Annotated in this window: 21 protein-coding genes and 1 pseudogene; 18 read left to right on the top strand and 4 right to left on the bottom strand. The window is 70.0% G+C overall.

The window, feature by feature from the left end:
- Positions 1 to 16 precede the first annotated feature (16 nt).
- From rlmN to CSC64_RS10520, 10 genes are all read left to right on the top strand, one after another.
- Positions 17 to 1,246 (top strand): dual-specificity RNA methyltransferase RlmN, encoded by a 1,230-nt coding sequence (rlmN, locus tag CSC64_RS10565; RefSeq protein WP_238390010.1) that lies wholly within the window; start codon positions 17 to 19, stop codon positions 1,244 to 1,246.
- Positions 1,236 to 2,048 (top strand): type IV pilus biogenesis/stability protein PilW, encoded by an 813-nt coding sequence (pilW, locus tag CSC64_RS10560; RefSeq protein WP_162435287.1) that lies wholly within the window; start codon positions 1,236 to 1,238, stop codon positions 2,046 to 2,048. Before rlmN ends, pilW begins: the two co-directional genes overlap by 11 nt.
- Complete coding sequence (locus CSC64_RS10555) at positions 2,045 to 2,887, top strand: helix-turn-helix domain-containing protein (RefSeq protein WP_162435286.1); 843 nt, start codon at positions 2,045 to 2,047, stop codon at positions 2,885 to 2,887. Before pilW ends, CSC64_RS10555 begins: the two co-directional genes overlap by 4 nt.
- A gap of 70 nt (positions 2,888 to 2,957) precedes the next feature.
- Positions 2,958 to 3,587 (top strand): YfgM family protein, encoded by a 630-nt coding sequence (locus CSC64_RS10550; protein WP_162435285.1) that lies wholly within the window; start codon positions 2,958 to 2,960, stop codon positions 3,585 to 3,587.
- 1 nt (position 3,588) lies between these two features.
- Positions 3,589 to 4,791, top strand: coding sequence for an outer membrane protein assembly factor BamB (bamB, locus tag CSC64_RS10545; RefSeq protein ID WP_162435284.1), 1,203 nt, complete (start codon positions 3,589 to 3,591; stop codon positions 4,789 to 4,791).
- 27 nt (positions 4,792 to 4,818) lie between these two features.
- Positions 4,819 to 6,216 carry a ribosome biogenesis GTPase Der gene (der, locus tag CSC64_RS10540; protein ID WP_162435283.1) on the top strand — a complete coding sequence of 466 codons (1,398 nt, stop codon included), beginning with the start codon at positions 4,819 to 4,821 and terminating at the stop codon, positions 6,214 to 6,216.
- A 10-nt stretch (positions 6,217 to 6,226) separates the two neighbouring features.
- Positions 6,227 to 6,811, top strand: a complete 585-nt coding sequence (mobA, locus tag CSC64_RS10535; RefSeq protein ID WP_162435282.1) for a molybdenum cofactor guanylyltransferase — start codon at positions 6,227 to 6,229, stop codon at positions 6,809 to 6,811.
- Between the two features lie 58 nt (positions 6,812 to 6,869).
- Positions 6,870 to 8,096, top strand: coding sequence for a molybdopterin molybdotransferase MoeA (locus tag CSC64_RS10530; protein WP_162435281.1), 1,227 nt, complete (start codon positions 6,870 to 6,872; stop codon positions 8,094 to 8,096).
- Positions 8,097 to 8,153: 57 nt separating this feature from the next.
- Positions 8,154 to 9,293 (top strand): molybdopterin-synthase adenylyltransferase MoeB, encoded by a 1,140-nt coding sequence (gene moeB, locus CSC64_RS10525; protein ID WP_162435280.1) that lies wholly within the window; start codon positions 8,154 to 8,156, stop codon positions 9,291 to 9,293.
- Positions 9,294 to 9,351: 58 nt separating this feature from the next.
- A complete protein-coding gene (locus CSC64_RS10520) occupies positions 9,352 to 11,178 on the top strand; it encodes a monovalent cation:proton antiporter-2 (CPA2) family protein (protein WP_162435279.1) in 1,827 nt (608 codons plus the stop codon).
- A 19-nt stretch (positions 11,179 to 11,197) separates the two neighbouring features.
- On the opposite strand, the gene CSC64_RS10515 is transcribed toward CSC64_RS10520, so the two are convergent.
- Positions 11,198 to 11,494, bottom strand: a complete 297-nt coding sequence (locus CSC64_RS10515; protein ID WP_162435278.1) for a DUF1244 domain-containing protein — start codon at positions 11,492 to 11,494, stop codon at positions 11,198 to 11,200.
- Between the two features lie 76 nt (positions 11,495 to 11,570).
- Between CSC64_RS10515 and folD the strand changes: the two genes are divergently transcribed.
- From folD to tadA, 4 genes are all read left to right on the top strand, one after another.
- The gene (folD, locus tag CSC64_RS10510; protein WP_162435277.1) at positions 11,571 to 12,434 is read left to right on the top strand and encodes a bifunctional methylenetetrahydrofolate dehydrogenase/methenyltetrahydrofolate cyclohydrolase FolD; all 864 of its coding nucleotides are present in this window, start codon (positions 11,571 to 11,573) and stop codon (positions 12,432 to 12,434) included.
- A 310-nt stretch (positions 12,435 to 12,744) separates the two neighbouring features.
- Positions 12,745 to 14,205 (top strand): IMP dehydrogenase, encoded by a 1,461-nt coding sequence (gene guaB / locus CSC64_RS10505; RefSeq protein ID WP_162435276.1) that lies wholly within the window; start codon positions 12,745 to 12,747, stop codon positions 14,203 to 14,205.
- Positions 14,206 to 14,343: 138 nt separating this feature from the next.
- Complete coding sequence (gene guaA / locus CSC64_RS10500) at positions 14,344 to 15,912, top strand: glutamine-hydrolyzing GMP synthase (RefSeq protein ID WP_162435297.1); 1,569 nt, start codon at positions 14,344 to 14,346, stop codon at positions 15,910 to 15,912.
- A 17-nt stretch (positions 15,913 to 15,929) separates the two neighbouring features.
- Positions 15,930 to 16,451: a tRNA adenosine(34) deaminase TadA gene (gene tadA / locus CSC64_RS10495; protein WP_162435275.1), complete on the top strand. Its 522-nt coding sequence runs from the start codon at positions 15,930 to 15,932 to the stop codon at positions 16,449 to 16,451.
- Positions 16,452 to 16,454: 3 nt separating this feature from the next.
- Here the strand turns inward: tadA and CSC64_RS10490 are convergent, their stop codons facing one another.
- Both CSC64_RS10490 and CSC64_RS10485 read right to left on the bottom strand, forming a co-directional pair.
- The gene (locus tag CSC64_RS10490; protein ID WP_162435274.1) at positions 16,455 to 17,015 is read right to left on the bottom strand and encodes a helix-turn-helix domain-containing protein; all 561 of its coding nucleotides are present in this window, start codon (positions 17,013 to 17,015) and stop codon (positions 16,455 to 16,457) included.
- Between the two features lie 130 nt (positions 17,016 to 17,145).
- A complete protein-coding gene (locus CSC64_RS10485) occupies positions 17,146 to 17,622 on the bottom strand; it encodes a DUF2721 domain-containing protein (RefSeq protein ID WP_162435273.1) in 477 nt (158 codons plus the stop codon).
- A 168-nt stretch (positions 17,623 to 17,790) separates the two neighbouring features.
- Here CSC64_RS10485 and orn point away from each other — a divergent pair, with 168 nt between their 5' ends.
- The gene (orn, locus tag CSC64_RS10480; RefSeq protein ID WP_162435272.1) at positions 17,791 to 18,348 is read left to right on the top strand and encodes an oligoribonuclease; all 558 of its coding nucleotides are present in this window, start codon (positions 17,791 to 17,793) and stop codon (positions 18,346 to 18,348) included.
- A gap of 69 nt (positions 18,349 to 18,417) precedes the next feature.
- Here the strand turns inward: orn and ppsA are convergent, their stop codons facing one another.
- Positions 18,418 to 20,790, bottom strand: coding sequence for a phosphoenolpyruvate synthase (ppsA, locus tag CSC64_RS10475; RefSeq protein WP_162435271.1), 2,373 nt, complete (start codon positions 20,788 to 20,790; stop codon positions 18,418 to 18,420).
- 144 nt (positions 20,791 to 20,934) lie between these two features.
- Between ppsA and ppsR the strand changes: the two genes are divergently transcribed.
- The 3 genes and pseudogenes from ppsR to CSC64_RS10460 all read left to right on the top strand — a co-directional run.
- Positions 20,935 to 21,756 carry a posphoenolpyruvate synthetase regulatory kinase/phosphorylase PpsR gene (gene ppsR / locus CSC64_RS10470; protein ID WP_162435270.1) on the top strand — a complete coding sequence of 274 codons (822 nt, stop codon included), beginning with the start codon at positions 20,935 to 20,937 and terminating at the stop codon, positions 21,754 to 21,756.
- 102 nt (positions 21,757 to 21,858) lie between these two features.
- Positions 21,859 to 22,371 (top strand): DUF1249 domain-containing protein, encoded by a 513-nt coding sequence (locus tag CSC64_RS10465; RefSeq protein WP_162435269.1) that lies wholly within the window; start codon positions 21,859 to 21,861, stop codon positions 22,369 to 22,371.
- 13 nt (positions 22,372 to 22,384) lie between these two features.
- Positions 22,385 to 22,618 (top strand): annotated as a pseudogene (locus CSC64_RS10460) (LLM class flavin-dependent oxidoreductase); the annotation flags it as partial.
- Positions 22,619 to 22,674 lie beyond the last annotated feature (56 nt).

The following is a 22,674-nucleotide window of genomic DNA, read 5'->3' as shown; positions in this document are numbered from 1 at the left end:
CCGGATGCGTAGCGACATGGCCGAACTGCAGCCGATCCCGTCCGTCACCGTCACCGGCGACTCCGTCGCCGGAGGGGCGGTTGCGCCGGTGGCTGCGTCCGCGCGCCAGAACCTGCTTGATCTGGACCGCGAGGGTCTGGAGCGCTTCTTCGCCGAGACCCTCGGCGAGCAGCGCTACCGCGCCCACCAGGTGATGAAGTGGATCCACCACCGCTACGTCACCGACTTCGACCAGATGACCGACCTCGGCAAGGCCCTGCGCGCCAAGCTGCAGCAGCATGCCGAGGTCGTCGTCCCCAACATCGTGTTCGACAAGCCCTCCGCCGACGGCACCCACAAGTGGCTGCTGGCGATGGGCACCGATGGCAGGAACGCGATCGAGGCCGTGTACATCCCCGACAAGGGGCGCGGCACCCTGTGCGTGTCCTCGCAGGTCGGCTGCGGCCTCAACTGCACCTTCTGCTCGACCGCCACCCAGGGCTTCAACCGCAACCTGACCACCGCCGAGATCATCGGCCAGGTCTGGGTCGCCGCCCGCCATCTGGGCAACGTGCCGCACCAGCAGCGCCGCCTCACCAATGTGGTGATGATGGGCATGGGCGAGCCGCTGATGAATTTCGACAACGTCGTGCGCGCGATGAGCGTGATGCGCGACGACCTGGGCTACGGCCTGGCCAACAAGCGGGTGACCCTGTCGACCTCGGGCCTGGTGCCGATGATCGACCGGCTGTCGGCCGAGAGCGATGTGTCGCTGGCAGTGTCCCTGCATGCGGCCAGCGACGAACTGCGGGAGACCCTGGTTCCGCTCAACAAGAAGTATCCGATCGCCGAGTTGATGGCTTCCTGCGCGCGCTACCTGCGCGACAACAAGAAGCGCGACTCGGTGACCTTCGAGTACACCCTGATGAAGGGTGTCAACGACCAGCCCGAGCACGCCCGCCAGCTGGCGAAGCTGATGCGCCAGTTCGACAACGCCGTGCAGGCGAAGGATTCGGGCAAGGTCAACCTGATCCCGTTCAATCCGTTCCCGGGGACCCGCTACGAGCGCTCGGACGAGGCGCAGATCCGCGCCTTCCAGAAGATCCTGCTCGACTCGCAGGTGCTGGCCATGGTCCGCCGCACCCGCGGCGACGACATCGACGCGGCCTGCGGCCAGCTCAAGGGCCAGGTCATGGACCGCACCCGGCGCCAGGCGGAGTTCCGCCGGGGGCTCGAGCAGGAGCGGCGCGACGGTCATGCGGCCTGACTTCCGGCTGCCGCTGCTGCTCGTCGCCACGCTGCTGGCCGCGGCGTGCTCGAAGCCCGGGACGATCAAGCCGCCCAAGATCAAGGGCAGCGAGGAAGTCGCGCGGCCCTACAAGGCGGTGGACAGCGAGGCGACCAAGCAGCGGGTGATGGTGCGCGACACCCTGGCGCTGGCCGGCCAGCGCTTCGCCTCCGGCGACATCGACGCGGCCGAGGCACACGTGCGCAAGGCGCTCAAGCTGGATCCGGCCTCGGCCGACGCCTGGACCATGCTGGGCGTGATCGAGACCCGCCGCGGCCGTACGACACTCGCCGGCGAACACTACCGGCACGCGGCCGAGCTGGCGCCGCAGCGCGGCGAGGTGCTCAACAACTACGGCGCGTGGCTCTGCGGCAATGGCTATCCGGCCGAAGCGCTGGTCTGGTTCGACCGCGCGCTGGCCGCTCCGGGCTACGGTTCGCCCGCCTCGGCGCTGGCCAATGCCGGCGGTTGCGCGCTGAAAAGCGGACAGACCGAACGCGCCGAGCGTGACCTGCGTCGCGCTCTGGAAATGGAGCCTGCAAACGCCTATGCACTGGCCAGCATGGCCGAGTATCAATATGCGCAGGGGCGATTCTTCGAGGCGCGTGCGTTCGCGGAACGCAGGCTGGCGGCAGCGCCGGCCGATGCATCCGTGTTACAACTCGCCGCTCGGATCGAAGAGAGGCTTGGCGACAGGGCGGCCGCCAGTCGATACCAGCAGCGGTTGCGGGCGGAGTTCCCGCAGGCCGCGCTTTCCAGTACCGGGGAAGGGCCACAGTGATCCACGAGTCGAACACGAACATCCAGGGCGATGCGCGCGGATGCGGCGAGCGCCTGCGCGAGGCACGGCAGGCCGCAGGCCTGGGCGTGCCCGAAGTCGCCGCCAGGCTGCGCATGCCGGTCCACGTGGTCGAGGCCCTGGAGGAGGGGCGCTGGCAGGTGATCGGCGCCAGCGTGTTCGTCCGAGGCCAGCTGCGCAGCTACGCGCGCCTGCTCGGGATCGACGTCGAACCGTTCCTGGACATCGAGGTCGCCCCGGCCAGGCCGGTCGACCTGGTCAGCCACGCGCATACCCCGCGCTTGCAGCGGGTGATGGAGGGCGTCGGCCGCAAGGCCGTGTACGTGGTGATCACCGCTGCCATCGCCGTGCCGGTGTGGCTGGCCACCCGTACCCACTTCGGCGACACCCCGCCGACCACCGCTTCGCTGGATGCGCTGCCGCCGGAAGCCGAGATGGCCACCAGGCCCGTGGCACCGGGTCCGGCGGCGGCAACCACCGTCCCGGCGGCGACCGTCGGCAACGCCCCCTACGTGGCTTCGCTGGCGCCGCCGGTGGCGCGTGCGGCGCAGGCCGCCACGGGCGCGCTCCAGCTGGAATTCAGCGGCGAAAGCTGGATGCAGGTGACCGCGCCGGATGGCAGAACGGTCGAGCAGGGCCTGATGCGCGCGGGCGACAGCCGCAGCTTCGAGGCCGGCGGCATCGGCCGCGTGGTGCTCGGCAACGCATCGGTGGTACGGGTTCAGCAAGCCGGCAGTATCGTTGACCTGACGCCGTTCCAGCGGGCGAACGTGGCCCGCTTTGCGGTATCCTCTGACGGTTCCGTCACCGCCGCCGAATAGCCGGCGCGGCCGGCGGCATCCAACATGGAACAACGGACCCCGCCGCACGGCGCGCGGGGCAGGGAACTGCATGGCAATCGACGACCTTCTGGACGAGCACGAACAGGGCGAACGCGTCCGCGCCTGGCTGCGCGAGAACGCACTGGGCATCATCGGCGGACTGGCGCTGGGCATCGCCGCGATCTACGGCTGGCAGTGGTGGGGGCGCCACCAGGCGCAGCAGGAACAGCAGGCGCACGGCGCCTATACCCAGGCGGTCGAGCAACTGGAAGCCGGCCAGCTCGACAAGGCCGGTTCCCTGCTTGCCGGACAGAAAGGCACGTACGCCGCCCTGGCCGCGCTGCGCGTGGCCAAGGCCCAGGTCGAGGCCGGCAAGCCCGAAGAGGCGCTGGCCACGCTGCGGGGCATCCAGGCCGACCCGTCCCTGCAGGGCGTGGTCAACGAACGCATCGCGCAGCTGCTCAACGCCACCGGCAAGCCGGAAGAGGCGATCAGGCAGCTCGCCGGCGATACCGGCAGCACCGCGCAGGAATTGCGCGGCGACGCGCTGTTCGCCTCCGGCAAGCAGGAAGAGGCGCGCGAGGCGTACGCCCAGGCGCTGACCGGCACCGACGTGGCCTCGCCGGCGCGCCGCCGGGTCGAACTCAAGCTGCAGGAAGCCGGCGGGCAGGTGCCTGCGGCGCCGGCGGAGGCGATCTGACATGGTCGCCAGCGTGCGCATGATCCGTCCGCTCGCGGCCGTGGGCCTGCTGGTGCTCGCCCTGTCGGGCTGCACCACGGTCAAGGGCTGGTTCGCCGGCAAGGACGCCGAAGCGAAGAAGGCCGCCGAGCCGGCCGAACTGGTCGATTTCACCGCCACCGTGCGTCCCTCGAAGATCTGGTCGACCGGACTGGGGGACGGTGAGCGCAGGATCGGTGCGCGCCAGGCGCCGGCCGTGGCCGACGGGATCGTGTACGCCGCGGCCAGCGAGAACCGCCTGGTCGCGCTGGACCTGCAGACCGGCAGGCAAGTGTGGGGATTCAGCGGCGGCAAGGAAGAGAAGGAACTGCGCCTGGCCGGTGGCCCCGGCGTCGGCGAGGGCCTGGTGGTGGTGGGCAGCCTGGGTGGCGACGTCATCGCCCTGGATGCGGCGTCCGGCGCCGAGCGCTGGCGGTCGAAGGTCACCAGCGAAGTGATCGTGGCCCCGCTGGTGGCCCAGGGTGCGGTGTTCGTGCGCAGCAACGACGGTCGGGTGACCGCGTTCGACGCGGCCAGTGGCGAGCGCCGCTGGTTCAACGAGCACGAATTGCCGTCGCTGACCGTGCGCGGCAACTCGCCTCTCACCTGGGCCCCGGGCGTGCTGTTCTCCGGCAACGACGACGGCACTCTCAGCGCGCTGGCGCTGCAGGATGGCCGCGTGCTGTGGCAGCAGACCATCGGCATCCCGGAAGGCCGCACCGAACTTGAGCGCATGGCCGACGTCGACAGCGCACCGCTGATCGACGGCACGATGCTGTACGCAAGCAGCTTCAAGAACCGCACCATCGCAATCGACGGCCCGAGCGGACGCCCGATGTGGCAGAGCGAGCACGGCGGCATCGGCGGCATGGCCGCCGCCTCCGCCGGCGTACTGGTTTCCAGCCCGGCCGGCACCGTGTACCTGCTCGATCGCAACAGCGGCGCAGCGCTGTGGTCGCAGCCGGCGCTGGCGCGACGTTCGCTGACCGGCCCGGCGGTGCAGGGCGACTACGCCGTGGTCGGCGACTTCGATGGCTACCTGCACTGGCTGCGCCTGGACAATGGCGAGTTCGCCGCGCGCGAGCGCGTCGGCGGCAACGCGATCAAGGGCCAGCCGCTGGTGGCCGATGGAATCCTGCTGGTGCAGAACGTCGAAGGCGGCCTCACCGCCTTCCGTCTGGACTGACGGAAGGATGCAGGCAGGGATCGCGCCATGTTGCCGCTGGTTGCCCTGGTTGGACGGCCGAATGTCGGCAAGTCGACCCTGTTCAATGCGCTGACGCGCAGCCGCGACGCGCTGGTCCACGACCAGCCCGGCGTCACCCGCGACCGCCACTACGGCGTGTGCCGGCTCGACCCGGAGCGGCCGTTCCTGCTGGTCGACACCGGCGGCATCGCCGGCGAAGAGGAAGGCCTGGCCGGTGCCACCGCCCGCCAGGCGCGCGCGGCGGCCGGCGAGGCCGACCTGGTGGTGTTCGTGGTCGACGCCCGCGATGGTGCCTCGGCGCTGGACGACGAGATCCTGGCCTGGCTGCGCAAGCTGGCGCGGCCGACCCTGCTGCTGGTCAACAAGATCGACGGCACCAATGAAGACGCGGTGCGCGCCGAGTTCGCGCGCTACGGCTTCGCCGACATGCTCGCGGTTTCCGCCGCGCACCGGCAGGGGCTGGACGACCTGCACGAAGAGATCCTCGGGCGGCTGCCGGAAGAGGGCAGTGTCGAGGACCTGGACAACGATCCGGAGCGCCTGCGCATCGCCTTCGTCGGCCGCCCCAACGTGGGCAAGTCCACGCTGGTGAACCGGCTGCTGGGCGAGGAGCGGATGATCGCCTCGGAAGTGCCCGGTACCACTCGTGATTCCATCGCCGCCGACCTCGAACGCGACGGCAAGCGCTACCGCCTGGTCGACACCGCCGGCATCCGCCGCAAGGGCAGGGTCGAGGAGGCGGTGGAGAAGTTCAGCGTGGTCAAGACCCTGCAGGCGATCGAGCGCTGCCAGGTCGCGGTGCTGATGCTCGACGCCACCGAGGGCGTGACCGACCAGGACGCGACCGTGCTCGGCGCGGTGCTCGACGCCGGCCGCGCGCTGGTGATCGCGGTCAACAAGTGGGACGGCCTCAGTACCTACCAGCGCGAGCAGGCCGAGAGCCTGCTCGACCGCAAGCTGTCGTTCGTGCCCTGGGCCGAGGCAGTGCGGATCTCGGCCACGCACGGCTCGGGCCTGCGCGAACTGTTCCGCGCGGTGCACCGTGCGCACGCTTCGGCGATCCGCACCTTCGGTACCAGCGAGGTCAACAAGGCGCTGGAGATCGCGGTGGAGGCCAACCCGCCGCCGAGCGTGCGCGGCCACGCGGCCAAGCTGCGCTACGTGCACCCGGGCGGTGAGAACCCGCCGACCTTCGTGGTCCACGGCACCCGGCTGAAGGACCTGCCAGAGTCGTACAAGCGCTACCTGGAGAACTTCTTCCGCAAGCGCTTCAAGCTGGTGGGCACGCCGGTGCGGATGCTGTTCCGCGAAGGCGCCAATCCCTACGAAGGGAAGAAGAACGAACTCACCGACCGCCAGGTCGCGCGCAAGCGCCGGCTGATGCGGCACGTCAAGCGCAAGTGAGGAGGTGGCGGTGCCTGCCGCCGGCGAACTGACCCTGGGCCTGCTGGCCGGTGGACGTGGCGTCCGCCTGGGCGGCGTGGACAAGGCCTGGCTCGAACGCGACGGCGTGCCGCAGGTGCTGCGCTTCGCCCGCCGTTTCCCTGGCGAGACCGGGCCGGTGCTGGTCAGCGCCAACCGCGACGTGCAGCGCTACACCGACGCAGGGCTGGAGGCCGTGCCGGACCGGATCGGGGACGGAGGCAGCGGTCCGCTGGCCGGCATCGACGCGTTGGCCGCGGCCTGCGCCACTCCCTGGCTGCTGACGGTGCCGGTGGACCTGTTCGACGTGAACGACTGCCTGGTGCGCACGCTGCTCGCCGGCGCCGCGGCGGACGGCGCGATGGCCGAGGATGACGACGGCCTGCAGCCGCTGGTGGCGCTGTACCGGGTTTCGCGCCTGCGCGAGGTATTGCCGGCGATGATCGCCGGCGGCGAATTGGCGCCGCGCGCGCTGGCACGGCACCTGGACCTGTCGCGGGTGCGCCTGCCGGGGGTACGCTTCGGCAACCTCAACACGCCGCAGGACCTTGCCGTCGCGCGCATCGCGCTGCCGTGAGCGGACCTGCGCCTACGCCCGCCGCGCGATGCGACGGGTGGCAACCACGGGCCAGCGCATGACTTCGAGCGAGAACTTCCCGACCCGGATTTCCATGGCCGAGGCGCTGGACATCGTCCATGCGGTCGCCGCGGCGCGGCGCCTGCCGCGCGAGCGCATCGCCACCGCCCGCGCCGATGGCCGCGTGCTGGCCGCCGACGTGGTCGCGCCGGTGGCGCTGCCGCCGTTCGACAACAGCGCGATGGACGGCTTCGCCCTGCGCCATGCCGACCTGTCGCCGGACGGCCCGACCACGCTGCGCCTGGCCGGCGAGCAGTTCGCCGGGCCCGACCTGGGCCTGCGCCTGCAGCCCGGGGAATGCGCGCGCATCACCACCGGCGCACCGCTGCCGCGGGGTGCGGACACGGTGCTGATCAAGGAGAACGCGGGCGAGGCCGATGGCCGGGTCGAAGTGCCCGCCGGCCTGGCTGCGGGCGCCAACGTGCGCCGCCGCGCCGAGGACGTGGTCGAAGGCGACCTGGTGCTGCAGGCCGGGCATGTCCTGACCCCGGCGCGGATCGGCCTGGCCGCCTCGCTGGGCATCGACCGCCTGGAGGTGTCGTCGCGGCCGACGGTGGCGGTGTTCGCCAGCGGCGACGAACTGGTCGAGCCGGGCGTGCCGCTGGCGCCGGGGCAGGTCTACAACAGCAACCGCGACCAGCTGATGGCGCAGCTGCGCGGGCTCGGCCTGGAGCCGGTGGCCTGGCCGACGCTGCCGGACGATCCGGCGCGGATCCAGGCGGCGCTGGCCGACGCGGTGGAGAGTTTCGACGTGGTCCTGACCTGCGGCGGCGTGTCCGCCGGGGAAAAGGACCACCTGCCGCGCTGGCTGCAGGCGCAGGGCCGGATCCATTTCTGGAAGGTGTGGATGCGGCCCGGGATGCCGGTGCTGTTCGGCGAGGCCGGGCGGGCGCTGGTGCTGGGGTTGCCGGGCAATCCGGTGTCTGTGCTGGCGACCTTCCGCGTGCTGGGCACGCCGCTGCTGGATGCGCTGCAGGGCCGCGGCGAGCCGCGGCCACGCTGGCGCGCGCGGCTGGCCGCGCCGTGGCGCAAGAAGCACGAACGCCTGGAGTTCCTGCGCGGCCGCCTGGGCCAGGACGACGCGGCCGGCCTGCTGGCGCAGCCCAACCCCGCCGACGGCTCGCACCGCCTGCGTGGCGCGGCCGACAGCGACGTGCTGATCGTGCTGGACGAAGGTGCGCGCGACTACGCCGCCGGCGCCCTGGTCGAAGTGATCCCCTTGTAGGAGCGCCCCTGGAGGGGCTCCTGCAACCGGGAGCCGTGCTCCGGCGATAATCGGGCCATGGACGACAGAGAGATCCCCCCGCGCGAAGCCCGCGAACGCCAGCGCCAGGGTGCGTTGCTGGTCGACATCCGCGAGGCGCATGAGCGCGTGTCAGGCCAGGCCGAAGGCGCGCTGGCCATCGCACGCGGCGAGCTCGAAGCCGATCCCGCGCGCCACCTGCGCGGCCCCGGCGTCGAAGTGCTGTTGATCTGCCAGCTGGGCAAGCGTTCGCTGGCCGCCGCCGAAGCGCTGCGCGCAGCCGGTTTCGTCCAGGTGCGTTCGGTGGCCGGCGGCACGGTGCGCTGGGCGGAGGAGGGCCTGCCACTGGTCCGGCCGGAGCTGCCTGCCGGCGAGGCGGACTTCCTCGAGCGCTACTCGCGCCACCTGCGCCTGGCGGAAGTCGGCCTCGAAGGCCAGCAACGCCTGCAGGACGCGCATGTGCTGCTGGCCGGCGCGGGAGGGCTGGGCTCGCCGGCGGCGTTCTACCTGGCCGCCGCCGGCGTCGGCCACCTGCGCCTGGTCGACGACGACGTGGTCGACCGCAGCAACCTGCAGCGGCAGATCCTGCATACCGAGGCGTCGATCGGCACCTCCAAGGTCGAGTCGGCGCGCGAACGGCTGGCCGCGCTCAATCCGCGCATCGAGGTCGAGCCGGTGCGCGAGCGGATCACCGCGGCCAACGTCGAGGGCCTGCTCGAAGGCATCGACGTGGTGCTGGACGGTTCGGACAACTTCCCGCTGCGCTACCTGCTCAACGATGCCTGCGTGAAGCTGGGCAAGCCGCTGGTCTACGGCGCGGTGCAGCGCTTCGAAGGCCAGGCCAGCGTGTTCGACGCCGGCCGCCGGCGCGGCCGGTGCCCGTGCTACCGCTGCCTGTTCCCGGAGCCGCCGCCGCCGCAGTTCGCGCCCAGTTGTGCCGAAGCCGGCGTGCTCGGCGTGCTGCCGGGCATCGTCGGCCTGCTGCAGGCGGCCGAGACGGTCAAGCTGCTGCTGGGCATCGGCGAGCCGCTTGCCGGGCGGCTGCTGCAGTTCGATGCGCTGTCGATGCGTTTCCGCGAAGTACGGCTGGCGCCGGACCCCGACTGCCCGCTGTGCGCTCCCGGACGGCCGTTCCCGGGCTACATCGACTACGCTCGCTTCTGCGCGACGGGTGGCTGAGCGCCGCTCAACGTGACATCACGCCGACGCGCGCGCCGGCCATGCAAGGAGCGACGCGATGGCGGTCGAAGGCGGCAGCGGGATCGAGCTGGTCAGGATCGTCGCGCTGCTCGGTGCGGCGGTGGTGATGGTGCCGGTGTTCCGGCGCCTGGGCCTGGGATCGGTGCTCGGTTACCTCAGCGCCGGCCTGGTCATCGGCCCGTTCGGATTCGGCTGGTTCACCGACCCGCAGGCGATCCTGCACGTGGCCGAACTGGGCGTGGTCATGTTCCTGTTCGTGATCGGCCTGGAACTGCGGCCCTCGCACCTGTGGAGCCTGCGCCGGGAGATCTTCGGCCTCGGCACGCTGCAGATCGCCAGCTGCACGCTGGCGCTCACCGCGGTGGCGATGCTGTGCGGGTTGCCGCCGCGGACCGCGTTCGTCGGCGCGGCCGGCTTCGTCCTCACCTCGACCGCGATCGTGATGCAGTTGCTCAGCGAGCGCGGCGACATTGCCCTGCCGCGCGGGCAGAAGATCGTCTCGATCCTGCTGTTCGAGGACCTGCTGATCGTGCCGCTGCTGGCGCTGGTGGCGTTCATGTCGCCGCTGCCGCCCGAGGCCGGGGGCGGCCGCCTGGCCGCCGTGCTGACCGCGGCGGCGGCGCTGGCCGGCCTGGTCGCGGCGGGCATCTGGCTGCTCAACCCGATGTTCCGCCTGCTGGCGCGGGTGCAGGCGCGCGAACTGATGACCGCCGCGGCGCTGCTGGTGGTGCTGGGCGCGGCCCTGCTGATGGAGATCGGCGGGCTGTCGATGGCGATGGGGGCGTTCCTGGCCGGCGTGCTGCTGTCCGAGTCAACCTTCCGCCACCAGCTGGAAGCGGACATCGAGCCGTTCCGCGGGCTGCTGCTGGGCCTGTTCTTCCTTGCGGTCGGCATGGCCCTGGACCTGGCGGTGGTCGCCGCGGCCTGGCCGCTGATCCTGTCCGGCGTGCTGGCGATGATGCTGGCCAAGGCGGCGTGCATCTACCTGGTCGCGCGCGTCACCCGCAGCAGCCATGCGGAGGCCCTGGACCGTGCGGTGCTTATGGCCCAGGGCGGCGAGTTCGCGTTCGTGCTGTTCGCCGCGGCGCAGGCCGCCGGGGTGATCGATGGCGCCGCCAACGCCAACCTGACCGCGATCGTGGTCCTGTCGATGGCGCTGACCCCGCTGGTGGTGCTGCTGGTGCGCCGCTTCACCCGCTACGACCAGGCGTCCTCGTTCGAAGGCGTGGACGTGGCCGACGGGCTGTCGGGCAGCGTGCTGATCATCGGTTTCGGACGCTTCGGACAGGTGATGAGCCAGGGCCTGCTGGCCCGCGACGTCGACGTGACCATCATCGACACGGATATCGAGATGATCCGGAGCGCTTCGGAATTCGGCTTCAAGGTCTATTACGGCGACGGCCGCCGGCTCGACGTGCTGCATGCATCGGGGGCGCACACCGCGCGGGTGATCGCGGTGTGCATCGACGACCGCGCCGCGGCCAGCCAGATCGCCGCGCTGTGTCGCGGGCAGTTCCCGCAGGCGCGGCTGCTGGTGCGCGCATTCGACCGCGAACACGCGCTGGAACTGGTCGGGCTGGACGTGGACTACCAGATCCGCGAGACCTTCGAATCGGCGGTGCGCTTCGGCCAGGCCGCGCTCGAGTCGCTGGGCGTCGATCCGGAGGAGGCCGCGCAGGTGTCCGAAGAAGTGCGCCGGCTCGATGGCGAGCGTTTCGCGCTGGAGCTGGCGGCCGGGGACGTGCGCGCCGGGCGGCCGCTGATCATCGGCAACACCGCGCCGGCCACGCCGACGCCGTTCACCACCCCGCTGCGCGAATCGAAGCGCCTGGACCAGGCGGACGGCAAACCCCCGCCACTGTAGGTGCCCCTGGAACGGGCTCCTACGGGTGCTTGCGGCGGGCGGCTTCGAAGGCGGCGAGCTGTTCGGGCGTGGCCTCGGCCTGGTGGCGGGCCTTCCATTCGGCGAACGGCATGCCGTACACCGCCTCGCGCGCCTGGTCCTTGTCCAGCGGCTGCCCCGCGGCCTCCGCCGCCTCCCGGTACCAGTCGGCCAGGCAGTTGCGGCAGAAGCCGGCCAGGATCATCAGGTCGATGTTCTGCACGTCCGGCCGATCCTGGTTGAGGTGGCGGAGCAGGCGGCGGAAGGCCGCCGCTTCCAGTTGCACGGTGTCGACCACGGGTCGTCTCCCTTCCCTGATGGTTGCCGAATCGGGGACAATGTGCCGATTCCCCGCCCGCGCCCGCAAGCTCCCGATGACCGCCCGCATCCTCGATGGCCGCCGCGTCGCTGACGCCCTGCTCGAACAACTGAAGGCCCGGGTCGACGCCCGCCTGGCCGCCGGCCATGCCCGTCCCGGCCTGGCGGTGGTGCTGGTCGGTTCGGACCCGGCGTCGGCTGTATACGTGCGCAACAAGCGCCGCGCGGCCGAGAGGGTCGGGATCGAGGCCTACGACCACGACCTGCCGGCCGGCACCTCCGAAGCGCAGATCCTGGCCCTGATCGACCGCCTGAACGCCGATCCGGCGATCCACGGCATCCTGGTCCAGCTGCCGCTGCCGGGCATCGCCGACGCCACCGCACTGATCGACCGGATCGACCCGCGCAAGGACGTGGACGGCTTCCACCCGGCCAACGTCGGCCACCTGGCCCTGCGCCAGTTCGGCCTGCGCCCGTGCACCCCGCGCGGGATCATGACCCTGCTGGCCCACACCGACCGCCCGGTGCGCGGCCGCAACGCGACCATCGTCGGCGTGAGCAACCACGTCGGCCGGCCGATGGCGCTGGAACTGCTGATCGCCGGCTGCACCGTCACCAGCTGCCACAAGTTCACCCCGCGCGACGTGCTGGAAGCCCGCGTCCGCGACGCCGACATCCTGGTGGTGGCGGTGGGCCGGCCGGGCATCATCCCGGGCGAATGGGTCAAGCCCGGCGCGGTGGTGATCGACGTCGGCATCAACCGCCTCGACGACGGCCGCCTGGTCGGCGACGTCGGCTATGAGGCCGCCGAACAGCGGGCCAGCTGGATCACCCCGGTCCCCGGCGGGGTCGGCCCGATGACCGTGGCCACCCTGATGCAGAACACGATCGAGGCGGTCGAAGCGCTGGAAGGGGCCTGAGCCAGCAAGCTGCGCACGCGCAACGGTCCCTCCAGGCCAGGCGCGGCTTCCGCTCCTGTCCGCGGGCCAACCACCCTGAAGCGTCCCGGTGCGATGCCTGCCGACGGGAAGTAAAGGAGGAGGAACCGGCCATCGGCCGGTTCCGGGGGACATGAGCGGCGGCAGGCATCGCACCGGGACGCCTCGGCGACCTTGCCCCGCACCCACCCCAGACCCGCCGCCACCGGAACGCTGGATGCCACGCGCAAGGCAGGCCGGCCCACCCGGTTCATGGGTATAATGGCGCGCTTCCCCACACCCGGGTATGCCGATGCTCCGCATCCAGGCCGAAGCGCTGACCTACGACGACGTCTCCCTCGTCCCCGCCCATTCCACCGTGCTGCCCAAGGACGTCAACCTGGGCACCCGGCTCACCCGCGACCTGCGCATCAACCTGCCGATCGTCTCGGCGGCGATGGACACCGTGACCGAAGCCCGCCTGGCCGTGGCCATGGCGCAGCTGGGCGGCATCGGCATCCTGCACAAGAACATGACCGCCGAGCAGCAGGCGGCCGAAGTGGCGAAGGTCAAGAAGTTCGAGTCCGGCGTGATCCGCGACCCGATCACCGTGCGCCCAGACACCACCATCCGCGAAGTGCTGGCGCTGACCCGTGCCCGCAACATCTCCGGCGTGCCGGTGGTGGACGAGTCCGGCCAGCTCACCGGTATCGTCACCCGCCGCGACATGCGCTTCGAGACCGAGCTGGATGATCCGGTCCGCCACATCATGACCAGGAAGGACAAGCTGGTCACGGTGGGCGAGGGCGCCAGCGACGAGGAAGTGCTCAGGCTGCTGCACCGCAACCGCATCGAGAAGGTGCTGGTGGTCAACGACGATTACGCCTTGCGTGGCCTGATCACGGTCAAGGACATCGAGAAGAAGTCCGACAACCCGAACGCGGCCAAGGACTCGTCGTCGCGCCTGCTGGTCGGTGCCGCGGTGGGCGTGGCCGGCGACACCGAACAGCGCGTGGAGGCGCTGGTCGCCGCCGGCGTGGACGTGGTCGTGGTCGATACCGCGCACGGCCATTCGCAGGCGGTGGTGGACCGCGTGGCCTGGGTGAAGAAGAACTTCCCGCAGGTGCAGGTGGTTGGCGGCAACATCGTCACCGGCGAGGCCGCGCTGGCGCTGTACGACGCCGGTGCCGACGCGGTGAAGGTCGGCGTGGGTCCCGGTTCGATCTGCACCACCCGCGTGGTCGCCGGCGTGGGCGTGCCGCAGATCACCGCGGTGGACCTGGTCGCCGAGGCGCTGCAGGACCGCATCCCGCTGATCGCCGACGGCGGCATCCGCTACTCGGGCGACATCGGCAAGGCGATCGCCGCCGGTGCATCCACGGTGATGATCGGCGGCCTGTTCGCCGGCACCGAGGAATCGCCGGGCGAGATCGAACTGTTCCAGGGCCGCAGCTACAAGAGCTACCGTGGCATGGGGTCGCTGGGCGCGATGGAAAAGGGCTCGAAGGACCGCTATTTCCAGGACGCCTCCGACGCCGACAAGCTGGTGCCGGAAGGCATCGAGGGCCGGGTGCCCGTGCGTGGCCCGCTGTCGGGCGTGATCCACCAGCTGATCGGTGGCCTGCGCGCGACGATGGGCTATGTCGGCTGCGGCACCATCGAGGAGATGCGCAGCAAGCCGAAGTTCGTGGTGATCACCGGCGCCGGCCAGCGCGAGAGCCACGTCCACGACGTGCAGATCACCAAGGAACCGCCGAACTACAGGATGGGGTGAGGCAGGCCGCTTGCGCGGCACTGCCGCGCGGCCTGTCGAACGCCCGGTCAGGATGACCGGGCCGGGCGCTCCGGAGCGCGCGACATCCCGCCATGGATGGCGACCACCCCCTACAACGAAGCCCAGCGCCGGCAGCCGATGACCGACATCCACAGCGACAAGATCCTCATCCTCGATTTCGGCGCGCAGTACACCCAGCTGATCGCCCGCCGCATCCGCGAGCTCGGCGTCTATTGCGAGATCTGGGCCTGGGACCACGACCCGGCCGAAATCGCCGCGTTCGCGCCCAAGGGCATCATCCTGTCCGGTGGTCCCGAGACGACTACCGAGGAAGGCTCGCCGCGCGCGCCGCAGGAAGTGTTCGACTCCGGCCTGCCGATCCTGGGCATCTGCTACGGCATGCAGACCATGGCCAAGCAGCTCGGCGGCGACACCGAGGCCGCCGACCAGCGCGAGTTCGGCCACGCCGAGGTCTCGCTGGTCGCGCAGGACCGGCTGTTCGAAGGGCTGAAGGATCATCCGGGTTCGCCGCCGCGGCTGGATGTGTGGATGAGCCACGGCGACCACGTCTCCGTCGCGCCGCCGGGCTTCACCGTCACCGCGAAGACCGACCGCATCCCGGTCGCCGCGTTCGCCGACGACGCACGCCGCTGGTACGGCGTGCAGTTCCACCCGGAGGTCACCCACACCCGCCAGGGCCAGGCGCTGCTGCGCCGCTTCGTGGTCGACATCTGCGGCTGCCAGACGCTGTGGACCGCCGAGCACATCATCGAGGACCAGATCGCGCGCGTGCGCGCCCAGGTCGGCACGGACGAGGTGATCCTCGGACTGTCCGGCGGCGTGGACTCCTCGGTGGTGGCCGCCCTGCTGCACCGGGCCATCGGCGAGCAGCTGACCTGCGTGTTCGTCGACACCGGCCTGCTGCGCTGGCAGGAAGGCGACCAGGTGATGGCGATGTTCGCCGAGCACATGGGGGTCAAGGTCATCCGCGTCGATGCGCACGAGCGCTACTTCAAGGCGCTTGCAGGCGTCGCCGACCCGGAAGCCAAGCGCAAGATCATCGGCAACCTCTTCATCGAGATCTTCGAGGAGGAGTCGGGCAAGCTGAAGAACGCGCGCTGGCTGGCCCAGGGCACGATCTATCCGGACGTGATCGAATCGGCCGGCAGCAAGACCGGCAAGGCCCACGTCATCAAGAGCCACCACAACGTCGGCGGCCTGCCCGAACACATGAAGCTGGGCCTGGTCGAACCGCTGCGCGAGCTGTTCAAGGACGAGGTACGCCGGCTGGGTGTGGAGCTCGGGCTGCCGCGGGAGATGGTCTACCGCCATCCGTTCCCCGGCCCGGGCCTGGGCGTGCGCATCCTCGGCGAAGTGAAGCCGGAATACGCCGAGCTGCTGGCGCGCGCCGACGCGATCTTCATCGACGAGCTGCGCAAGGCCGACCTGTACGACAAGACCTCGCAGGCCTTTGCCGTGTTCCTGCCGGTGAAGTCGGTCGGCGTGGTCGGCGACGCGCGCGCCTACGAATGGGTGATCGCCTTGAGGGCGGTGGAAACCATCGACTTCATGACCGCGCACTGGGCGCACCTGCCGTACGACTTCCTCGGCCGTGTGTCCAACCGCATCATCAACGAGCTGCGCGGCGTCTCGCGCGTGGTCTACGACATCAGCGGCAAGCCGCCGGCCACGATCGAGTGGGAGTGAGCGGAGGCGGCGCAGCGATGACGGCCGATCCCGCCGACGAGGGTACTCCCGTGGCCCCGGTGGGGCAGGTGGCGCTGGACGAGCGCTGGATGCGCCATGCCTTCACGCTCGCCGATCGCGCCGAACGCGAGTTCGACGAGATTCCCGTGGGCGCGGTGCTGGTCGACGCCGATGGCGGGCTGCTGGGCGAGGGCTGGAACCGCAACATCGCCGAACACGACCCCAGCGCACACGCCGAGATCATGGCCATGCGCCAGGCCGGTCGGGCGCTGGGCAACCACCGCCTGGTCGGCGCCACCCTGTACGTCACGCTCGAGCCCTGCGCGATGTGCGCGATGGCGTTGGTCCATGCGCGGGTGGCGCGCCTGGTCTACGGCGCGAGCGATCCCAAGACCGGTGCCTGCGGCAGCGTGTTCGACCTGGCCGCCGACCCGCGCCACAACCATCGAGTGGATGTGCAGGGCGGCGTACTGGGCGAGGAGGCCAGCCGGCGCCTGACCAACTACTTCAGGGCCAAGCGCGGCAAGCCTCCGGTCTGAGGGTCAGAGCTTGCGGCGCAGGCGCTTTTCGACCAGCCTGCGTTCCCAGTCCGGGCTGAAAAACGGCAGAATGAGGATCTGAAACGCCAGCAGGCCCTGGACGACCACGCCCAGGCCCAGTGCACCGAACAGCACGTAGACGATGTTCGCGCCGGGCCTGTCGTGGAAAAAGAACACGAAGACCGGCGCCATCACCAGCCAGGTCAACAGGAATTCGTAGAATTCCTTGATCCGCTTGGCATAGAGCATGGCCTCCTGCTCGTCCCGTTTCAGCTCCGGTACCGAGTCGAGGAACTCCTTGGCCTGCCTGGCCTGGCGAAGCGCCTCCTGGGTATCGGCATGGTGGACGGGATGGGGGTCGGTCATCTGGCTGTTCATGGTTGGCGCCTCCGGCTGGAACGTGGAAAGGTCAACCTCGAAGACAGAGGCCAATGCCTTGGCCGTCTCCAGGCTGGGGCGCTGGCCCTGCTCGATCCGCTGGATCGTGCGTGTGGTCACGCCGACCATCTCGGCCAGCTGGCTTTGCGACCAACCGCGTTGCAGCCTGAATTTCCTGACGATCATGCGTTCACCTTGGGCTTCGAGGCGGAGCCATCGTGCCGCCGGAAGCAGCAGGGGCAAACGACAGCAACACGACATGCGCGCGACGTTCCGGCGACATTCCTTTCAATACAAGCTGTTATGGCGCGGCCTGTCATCGTCCAGCGGTTCCATCGCCGGTCTTGCGGTAGGTCGGCCGGTGGTCCATTTCCTCGTTGATCGCGGTCACCGCCAGGGTGGATTCGCGCGCCAGCAGGATGCTGGCCGTGAACATCGACAACACCCCGGCCGAGGCCAGCCAGATCGGCAGCGACCCGAGGCGGTGGCCGATGAAGGTGTCGACCGACACCGCCAGGCTGGTGCCGACGAAACAGCTGATCGCCACGTACAGCAGCTGGCCGGCGCGCATGATGTTGAGGCTGCGCCGGCGCTGCATGGCGATGCGGCGTTCGTACAGCGCACGCACGTCCGCATCCTCGATATCGGCCAGTTCGCGCAGCAGGGTGCGGGCACGGTCGATGATGCGCGCCAGGCGGTTGTTGGCCGACAGCAGCAGCGATGCGGTGGCGGTCAGGAAGAACGCCGGCGCCAGCATCGCGGCAAGCACAGAATGGGTGTTCACGGAGTCCATGGGACGGCCGGTGGCGGGGTCTGCGCTATCATGCCAGCCGGTGCGCGGGCGGCGGAAGCGCCTGCGCAGGCTGCGAAATCCGCATCGGAATCGGCATCGCATGCCTTTGCCGGGCTCCGTCAGCGGACCGCGGTTCGAACGTCGCACTAAACAGGGGAACCGACACGCATGGCCATCGCCGCCGGAAATGACCGCCTGGTCTGGATCGATCTCGAGATGACCGGGCTGGATACCGGTGCCGATTCGATCCTCGAGATCGCCACGGTGGTCACCGACGGCCAGCTCAATGTGCTCGCCGAGGGTCCGGAGCTGGCGATCGCGCATCCGCTTTCCGTGCTGGAGGCAATGGACGAGTGGAACCGCAACCAGCACGGCCGGTCGGGCCTGTGGCAGCGCGTCCTCGACAGTGAGGTGACCCTGGCCCAGGCCGAGGCGCGGACCGTCGCCTTCCTCAACGAATGGGTGCCGGCGAAGGCCTCGCCGATGTGCGGCAACTCGATCTGCCAGGACCGCCGCTTCCTGCACCGGCTGATGCCGCGGCTGGAGCAGTACTTCCACTACCGCAACCTGGACGTGAGCACGGTCAAGGAGCTGGCCCGGCGCTGGGCGCCGGACGTGCTGGCAGCGGTGCGCAAGCAGTCGGCGCACACGGCGCTGAGCGACGTGCACGATTCGATCGAGGAGCTGCGGCACTACCGCCGGAACCTGGCGAAGCTGGCGTTGTAGCCGGAAGAAAGAAGAGAAAAAAAGGCCCGCTTGCGCGGGCCTCTTGCTTGCAACGCGTCCGGATGCCGGTCAGCCCGCCTTGGACTTCGCCAGCTGCAGCCAGGTGTCGACCACCGTGTCCGGGTTGAGCGAAAGCGATTCGATGCCTTCCTGCATCAGCCACTCGGCCAGGTCCGGGTGGTCCGACGGCCCTTGGCCGCAGATGCCCACGTACTTGCCCTTGGCGCGCGCGGCCTTGATCGCCATCGACAGCATCTTCTTGACCGCCGGATCGCGCTCGTCGAACAGCCCGGCGACGATCGCCGAGTCGCGGTCCAGGCCCAGGGTCAGCTGGGTCAGGTCGTTGGAGCCGATCGAGAAGCCGTCGAAGATCTCGAGGAACTCGTCGGCCAGCAGCGCGTTGGACGGCACCTCGCACATCATGATGACCTTCAGGCCGCGCTCGCCCTGGACCAGGCCGTTCTGGCGCAGCACCTCGATGACCTTGCGGCCTTCCTCCAGCGTGCGCACGAACGGGATCATCACCCACAGGTTGTCCAGGCCCATGTCGTTGCGGACCTTGAGCACCGCCTTGCACTCCAGCGCGAAGGCATCGGCGAAGGACGGATCGACGTAGCGGCTGGCGCCGCGGAACCCGATCATCGGGTTCTCTTCCTCCGGCTCGTAGCGGTGCCCGCCGACCAGGTTGGCGTACTCGTTGGACTTGAAGTCCGACAGGCGCACGATCACCGGGTTGGGCGCGACCGAGGCGGTGAGGGTGGCGATGCCCTCGGCCAGGCGGTCGACGTAGAAGCCGACCGGGTCGGAATAGCCGGCGATGCGGGCGTCGATCTTCTTCTTCGTCTCCGCGTCCTGCTTCGCGTACTCCAGCAGCGCCTTGGGATGCACGCCGATGTGGCTGGCGATGATCATCTCCAGACGCGCAAGACCGATACCGGCGTTGGGCAGCTGGCCGAAGTCGAACGCGCGCTCTGGATTGGCGACGTTCATCATGATCTTCAGCGGCGCCGGCGGCATGTCCGAAAGATCGGTGGTGGTGCGATCGAAGGGCAGGGCACCGGCGTAGATGAAGCCGGTGTCGCCCTCGGCGCAGCTCACGGTCACTGCCTGGCCGTCGCTGATCTTGTCCAGCGCGTTGCCGGTGCCGACCACCGCCGGCACGCCGAGCTCACGGGCGATGATCGCCGCGTGGCAGGTGCGGCCGCCGCGGTTGGTGACGATCGCGCTGGCGCGCTTCATCACCGGCTCCCAGTCCGGGTCGGTCATGTCGGCGACCAGCACGTCGCCGGGCTGCACCCGCTCCATGTCGTCCAGCGAGCGGACCACCCGGGCCACGCCGGCGCCGATCTTCTGGCCGATGGCGCGGCCCTCGGCGACCACTTCGCCGCGCTGCTGCAGCGCGTAGCGTTCGATCTGGGTGGCCTTGGCCCGAGACTTCACCGTTTCCGGGCGCGCCTGGACGATGAACAGCTTGCCGCTGACCCCGTCCTTGGCCCATTCGATGTCCATCGGCCGGCCGTAATGCTGCTCGATCACCAGCGACTGCTTCGCCAGCTCCTGCACGTCGGCATCGGACAGGGAGAACTTCGAGCGCAGCTCGGCCGGGGTGTCCTCGGTGCGCACGCGCTCGCCCGGGGTGGACGAATACACCATGCGCAGCGCCTTGCTGCCCAGGGCGCGGCGCAGGATCGCCGGCTTGCCCTGGCGCAGGGTGGGCTTGTAGACGTAGAACTCGTCCGGGTTCACCGCGCCCTGCACGACCATCTCGCCAAGACCATAACTGGCGGTGACGAAGACCACGTCGCGGAAGCCGGACTCGGTGTCCAGGGTGAACAGCACGCCGGAGGCGCCCACGTCCGAGCGAACCATCAGCTGCACGCCGGCGGACAGGAACACGTCCTCGTGCTTGAATCCGTGGTGCACGCGATAGGCGATGGCGCGGTCGTTGTAGAGGCTGGCGAACACCTCCTTGACCTTGTGCACCACGTCATCGGCGCCGGTGACGTTGAGGAAGGTCTCCTGCTGGCCGGCGAACGACGCGTCGGGCAGGTCCTCGGCGGTGGCCGAGGAGCGCACCGCGACGGCTACCTCGCCTCCGCCGTTGTCGGCGCACAGCTTCGTGTAGGCGGCGCGGATGCCGGCATCCAGGTCCGGCTGCAGCGGCGCGTCGATCACCCAGCCACGGATCTCCCTGCCGGCCGCAGTCAGCGCCGGCACGTCCTCCACGTCCAGCGTGGCCAGCCGGTCGAAGATCCGCTGGTGCAGGTCGTTGTGGGCGATGAAGGCCTTGAACGCCTCGGCGGTGGTGGCATAACCGCCGGGGACGGATACGCCCAAGCCGGCCAGGTGGCCGATCATTTCGCCGAGGGAAGAGTTTTTGCCGCCGACGCGGGCCAGGTCGGCCAGCCGCAGCTCGTGCAACCACAGGATGTTCTGGTTCAAGTGCGAGGCTCCGTGGAGCCACCGCCCGGCCGGGCGATGGCCGCCGTCCCGAGATATGTGGAACCGTTATGATGCACCCCAGCATCGGGCCATACAAATCTTGAAAACGTGGCCGTTTTCGTGTTCGAGGGGGAAAACGCTTCCATGACCAGCATCCGCCCGGTCTTCTACGTGTCCGACGGCACCGGTATCACCGCCGAAACCATCGGCCACAGCCTGCTGACCCAGTTCAGCGGCTTCCACTTCCTCACCGACCGCATCGCCTTCGTCGACGACGCCGACAAGGCGCGCGAGGCCAGTGCGCGGATCCGCGCCGCGGGCGAGGCCCACGGGGTGCGCCCGATCGTGGTCAATTCCTGCGTCGACGCCGGGCTGAGCTCGGTGCTGGCCGAGAGCGGGGGGTTGATGCTGGACGTGTTCGCGCCCTTCATCGAGCCGCTGGAACGCGAACTCCACGCACCGCGCCAGCCGCGCGTGGGCCAGGCGCACGGCATCGTCGATTTCGAGGCCTACCACCGCCGCATCAATGCGATGAACTACGCGCTCACCCACGACGACGGCATCGCCTTCGACTACGCCGAATCGGACGTGATCCTGGTCGGGGTGTCGCGCGCGGGGAAGACGCCCACCTGCGTGTACCTGGCGCTGCACTACGGGATCAAGGCGGCCAACTACCCGCTGACCGACGGCGACCTGGAAAGCGACCGGCTGCCGCCGCGCTTGAAGGCCTGGCGGCGCAAGCTGTTCGGCCTGACCATCGACCCGGAACGCCTGCACCAGATCCGCCAGGAGCGGCGTCCGGATTCGCGCTACGCCAAGCTGGAAACCTGCCGCCGCGAGGTACAGGCGGCCGAGGCGATGTTCAGCCTGGAGCGGATCCCGACGCTGAGCACCACCCATACCTCGATCGAGGAGATCTCGAGCAAGGTGTTGTCGACCCTGGGGCTGCAGCGGGAGATGTTCTGAAGCCGGCGCGGCATCGACACGCACCGGTCCAGTCAAGGTAGGCCGGTGCGCGCCGGCGGTCAATGCTGCCGCGCCTTCGCCGCAGCGTGTAGCATCGGTCGCATGCAGCAGGTCACCCCACATGGCACGCGCATCCCACGGTTGAGCCGGTTCGGCTGGCTGATGGGCCTGTACGCGGAGAACCACGCGCGCATGCAGCGCCTGTTCGCGCCGGCGCGGCTGGCCGAGGGCAGCTACGTATCCCGCATCGGCGATGGCCTGGACCTGCGCCTGGACGTGCTGGAGCGGCACGCGTACACGCTGGAACTGCGCCTGACCTACGACCTGCGCGATCCGCTCACCGGCGAGCCGGATCCGTCCGCCTACCTGCGCCTGTACACCGACGCGCGCCAGGTCGAGACCACCCACTGCTACGTCGGCCGCCGCTGGCAGGACGCGGTGGGCCTGTATCCGCCGCCGGCCGAGCTGGTCGGGCATCGCCTGCGCATGAACACTTTCCTCGGCAAGTGGCTGGAATACCTGGCCGAGCGCGGCCATGGCGTGGCCACCCTGGTGCCGGCCACCGCCCGCCTCGAAGGCCCGTCGCGGCCGCTGGGCGAGGCCACGCCTTCCTGACGGCGCCGCGCTGATGCACGCCCAGGCCACCAGGCCACCGCTTTCGGTGCTCGCCCTGGCGCCCGTATGCGAAGGCGCCGACGTCGCCGCCGCGCTGGAAAACAGCCTGGACCTGGCCCGCCATGTCGAAGCGCTGGGCTATCGCCGTTTCTGGTTGGCCGAGCACCACAACATGCCCGGCATCGCCTCGGCGGCGACCGCGGTGCTGATCGCCCACATCGCTGCCGGCACCCGCACGATCCGGGTCCTGTCTCCTCTCCACATCTGACGCTCCCGCCGCAGAGGCGAGTGGAGATCTCGGCG

Source organism: Pseudoxanthomonas koreensis, from assembly GCF_010093225.1.
Taxonomy (GTDB): domain Bacteria; phylum Pseudomonadota; class Gammaproteobacteria; order Xanthomonadales; family Xanthomonadaceae; genus Pseudoxanthomonas; species Pseudoxanthomonas koreensis.
The sequence above is the reverse complement of the archived record's forward strand: the minus strand, read 5'-3'. Positions and strand labels throughout refer to the sequence as shown.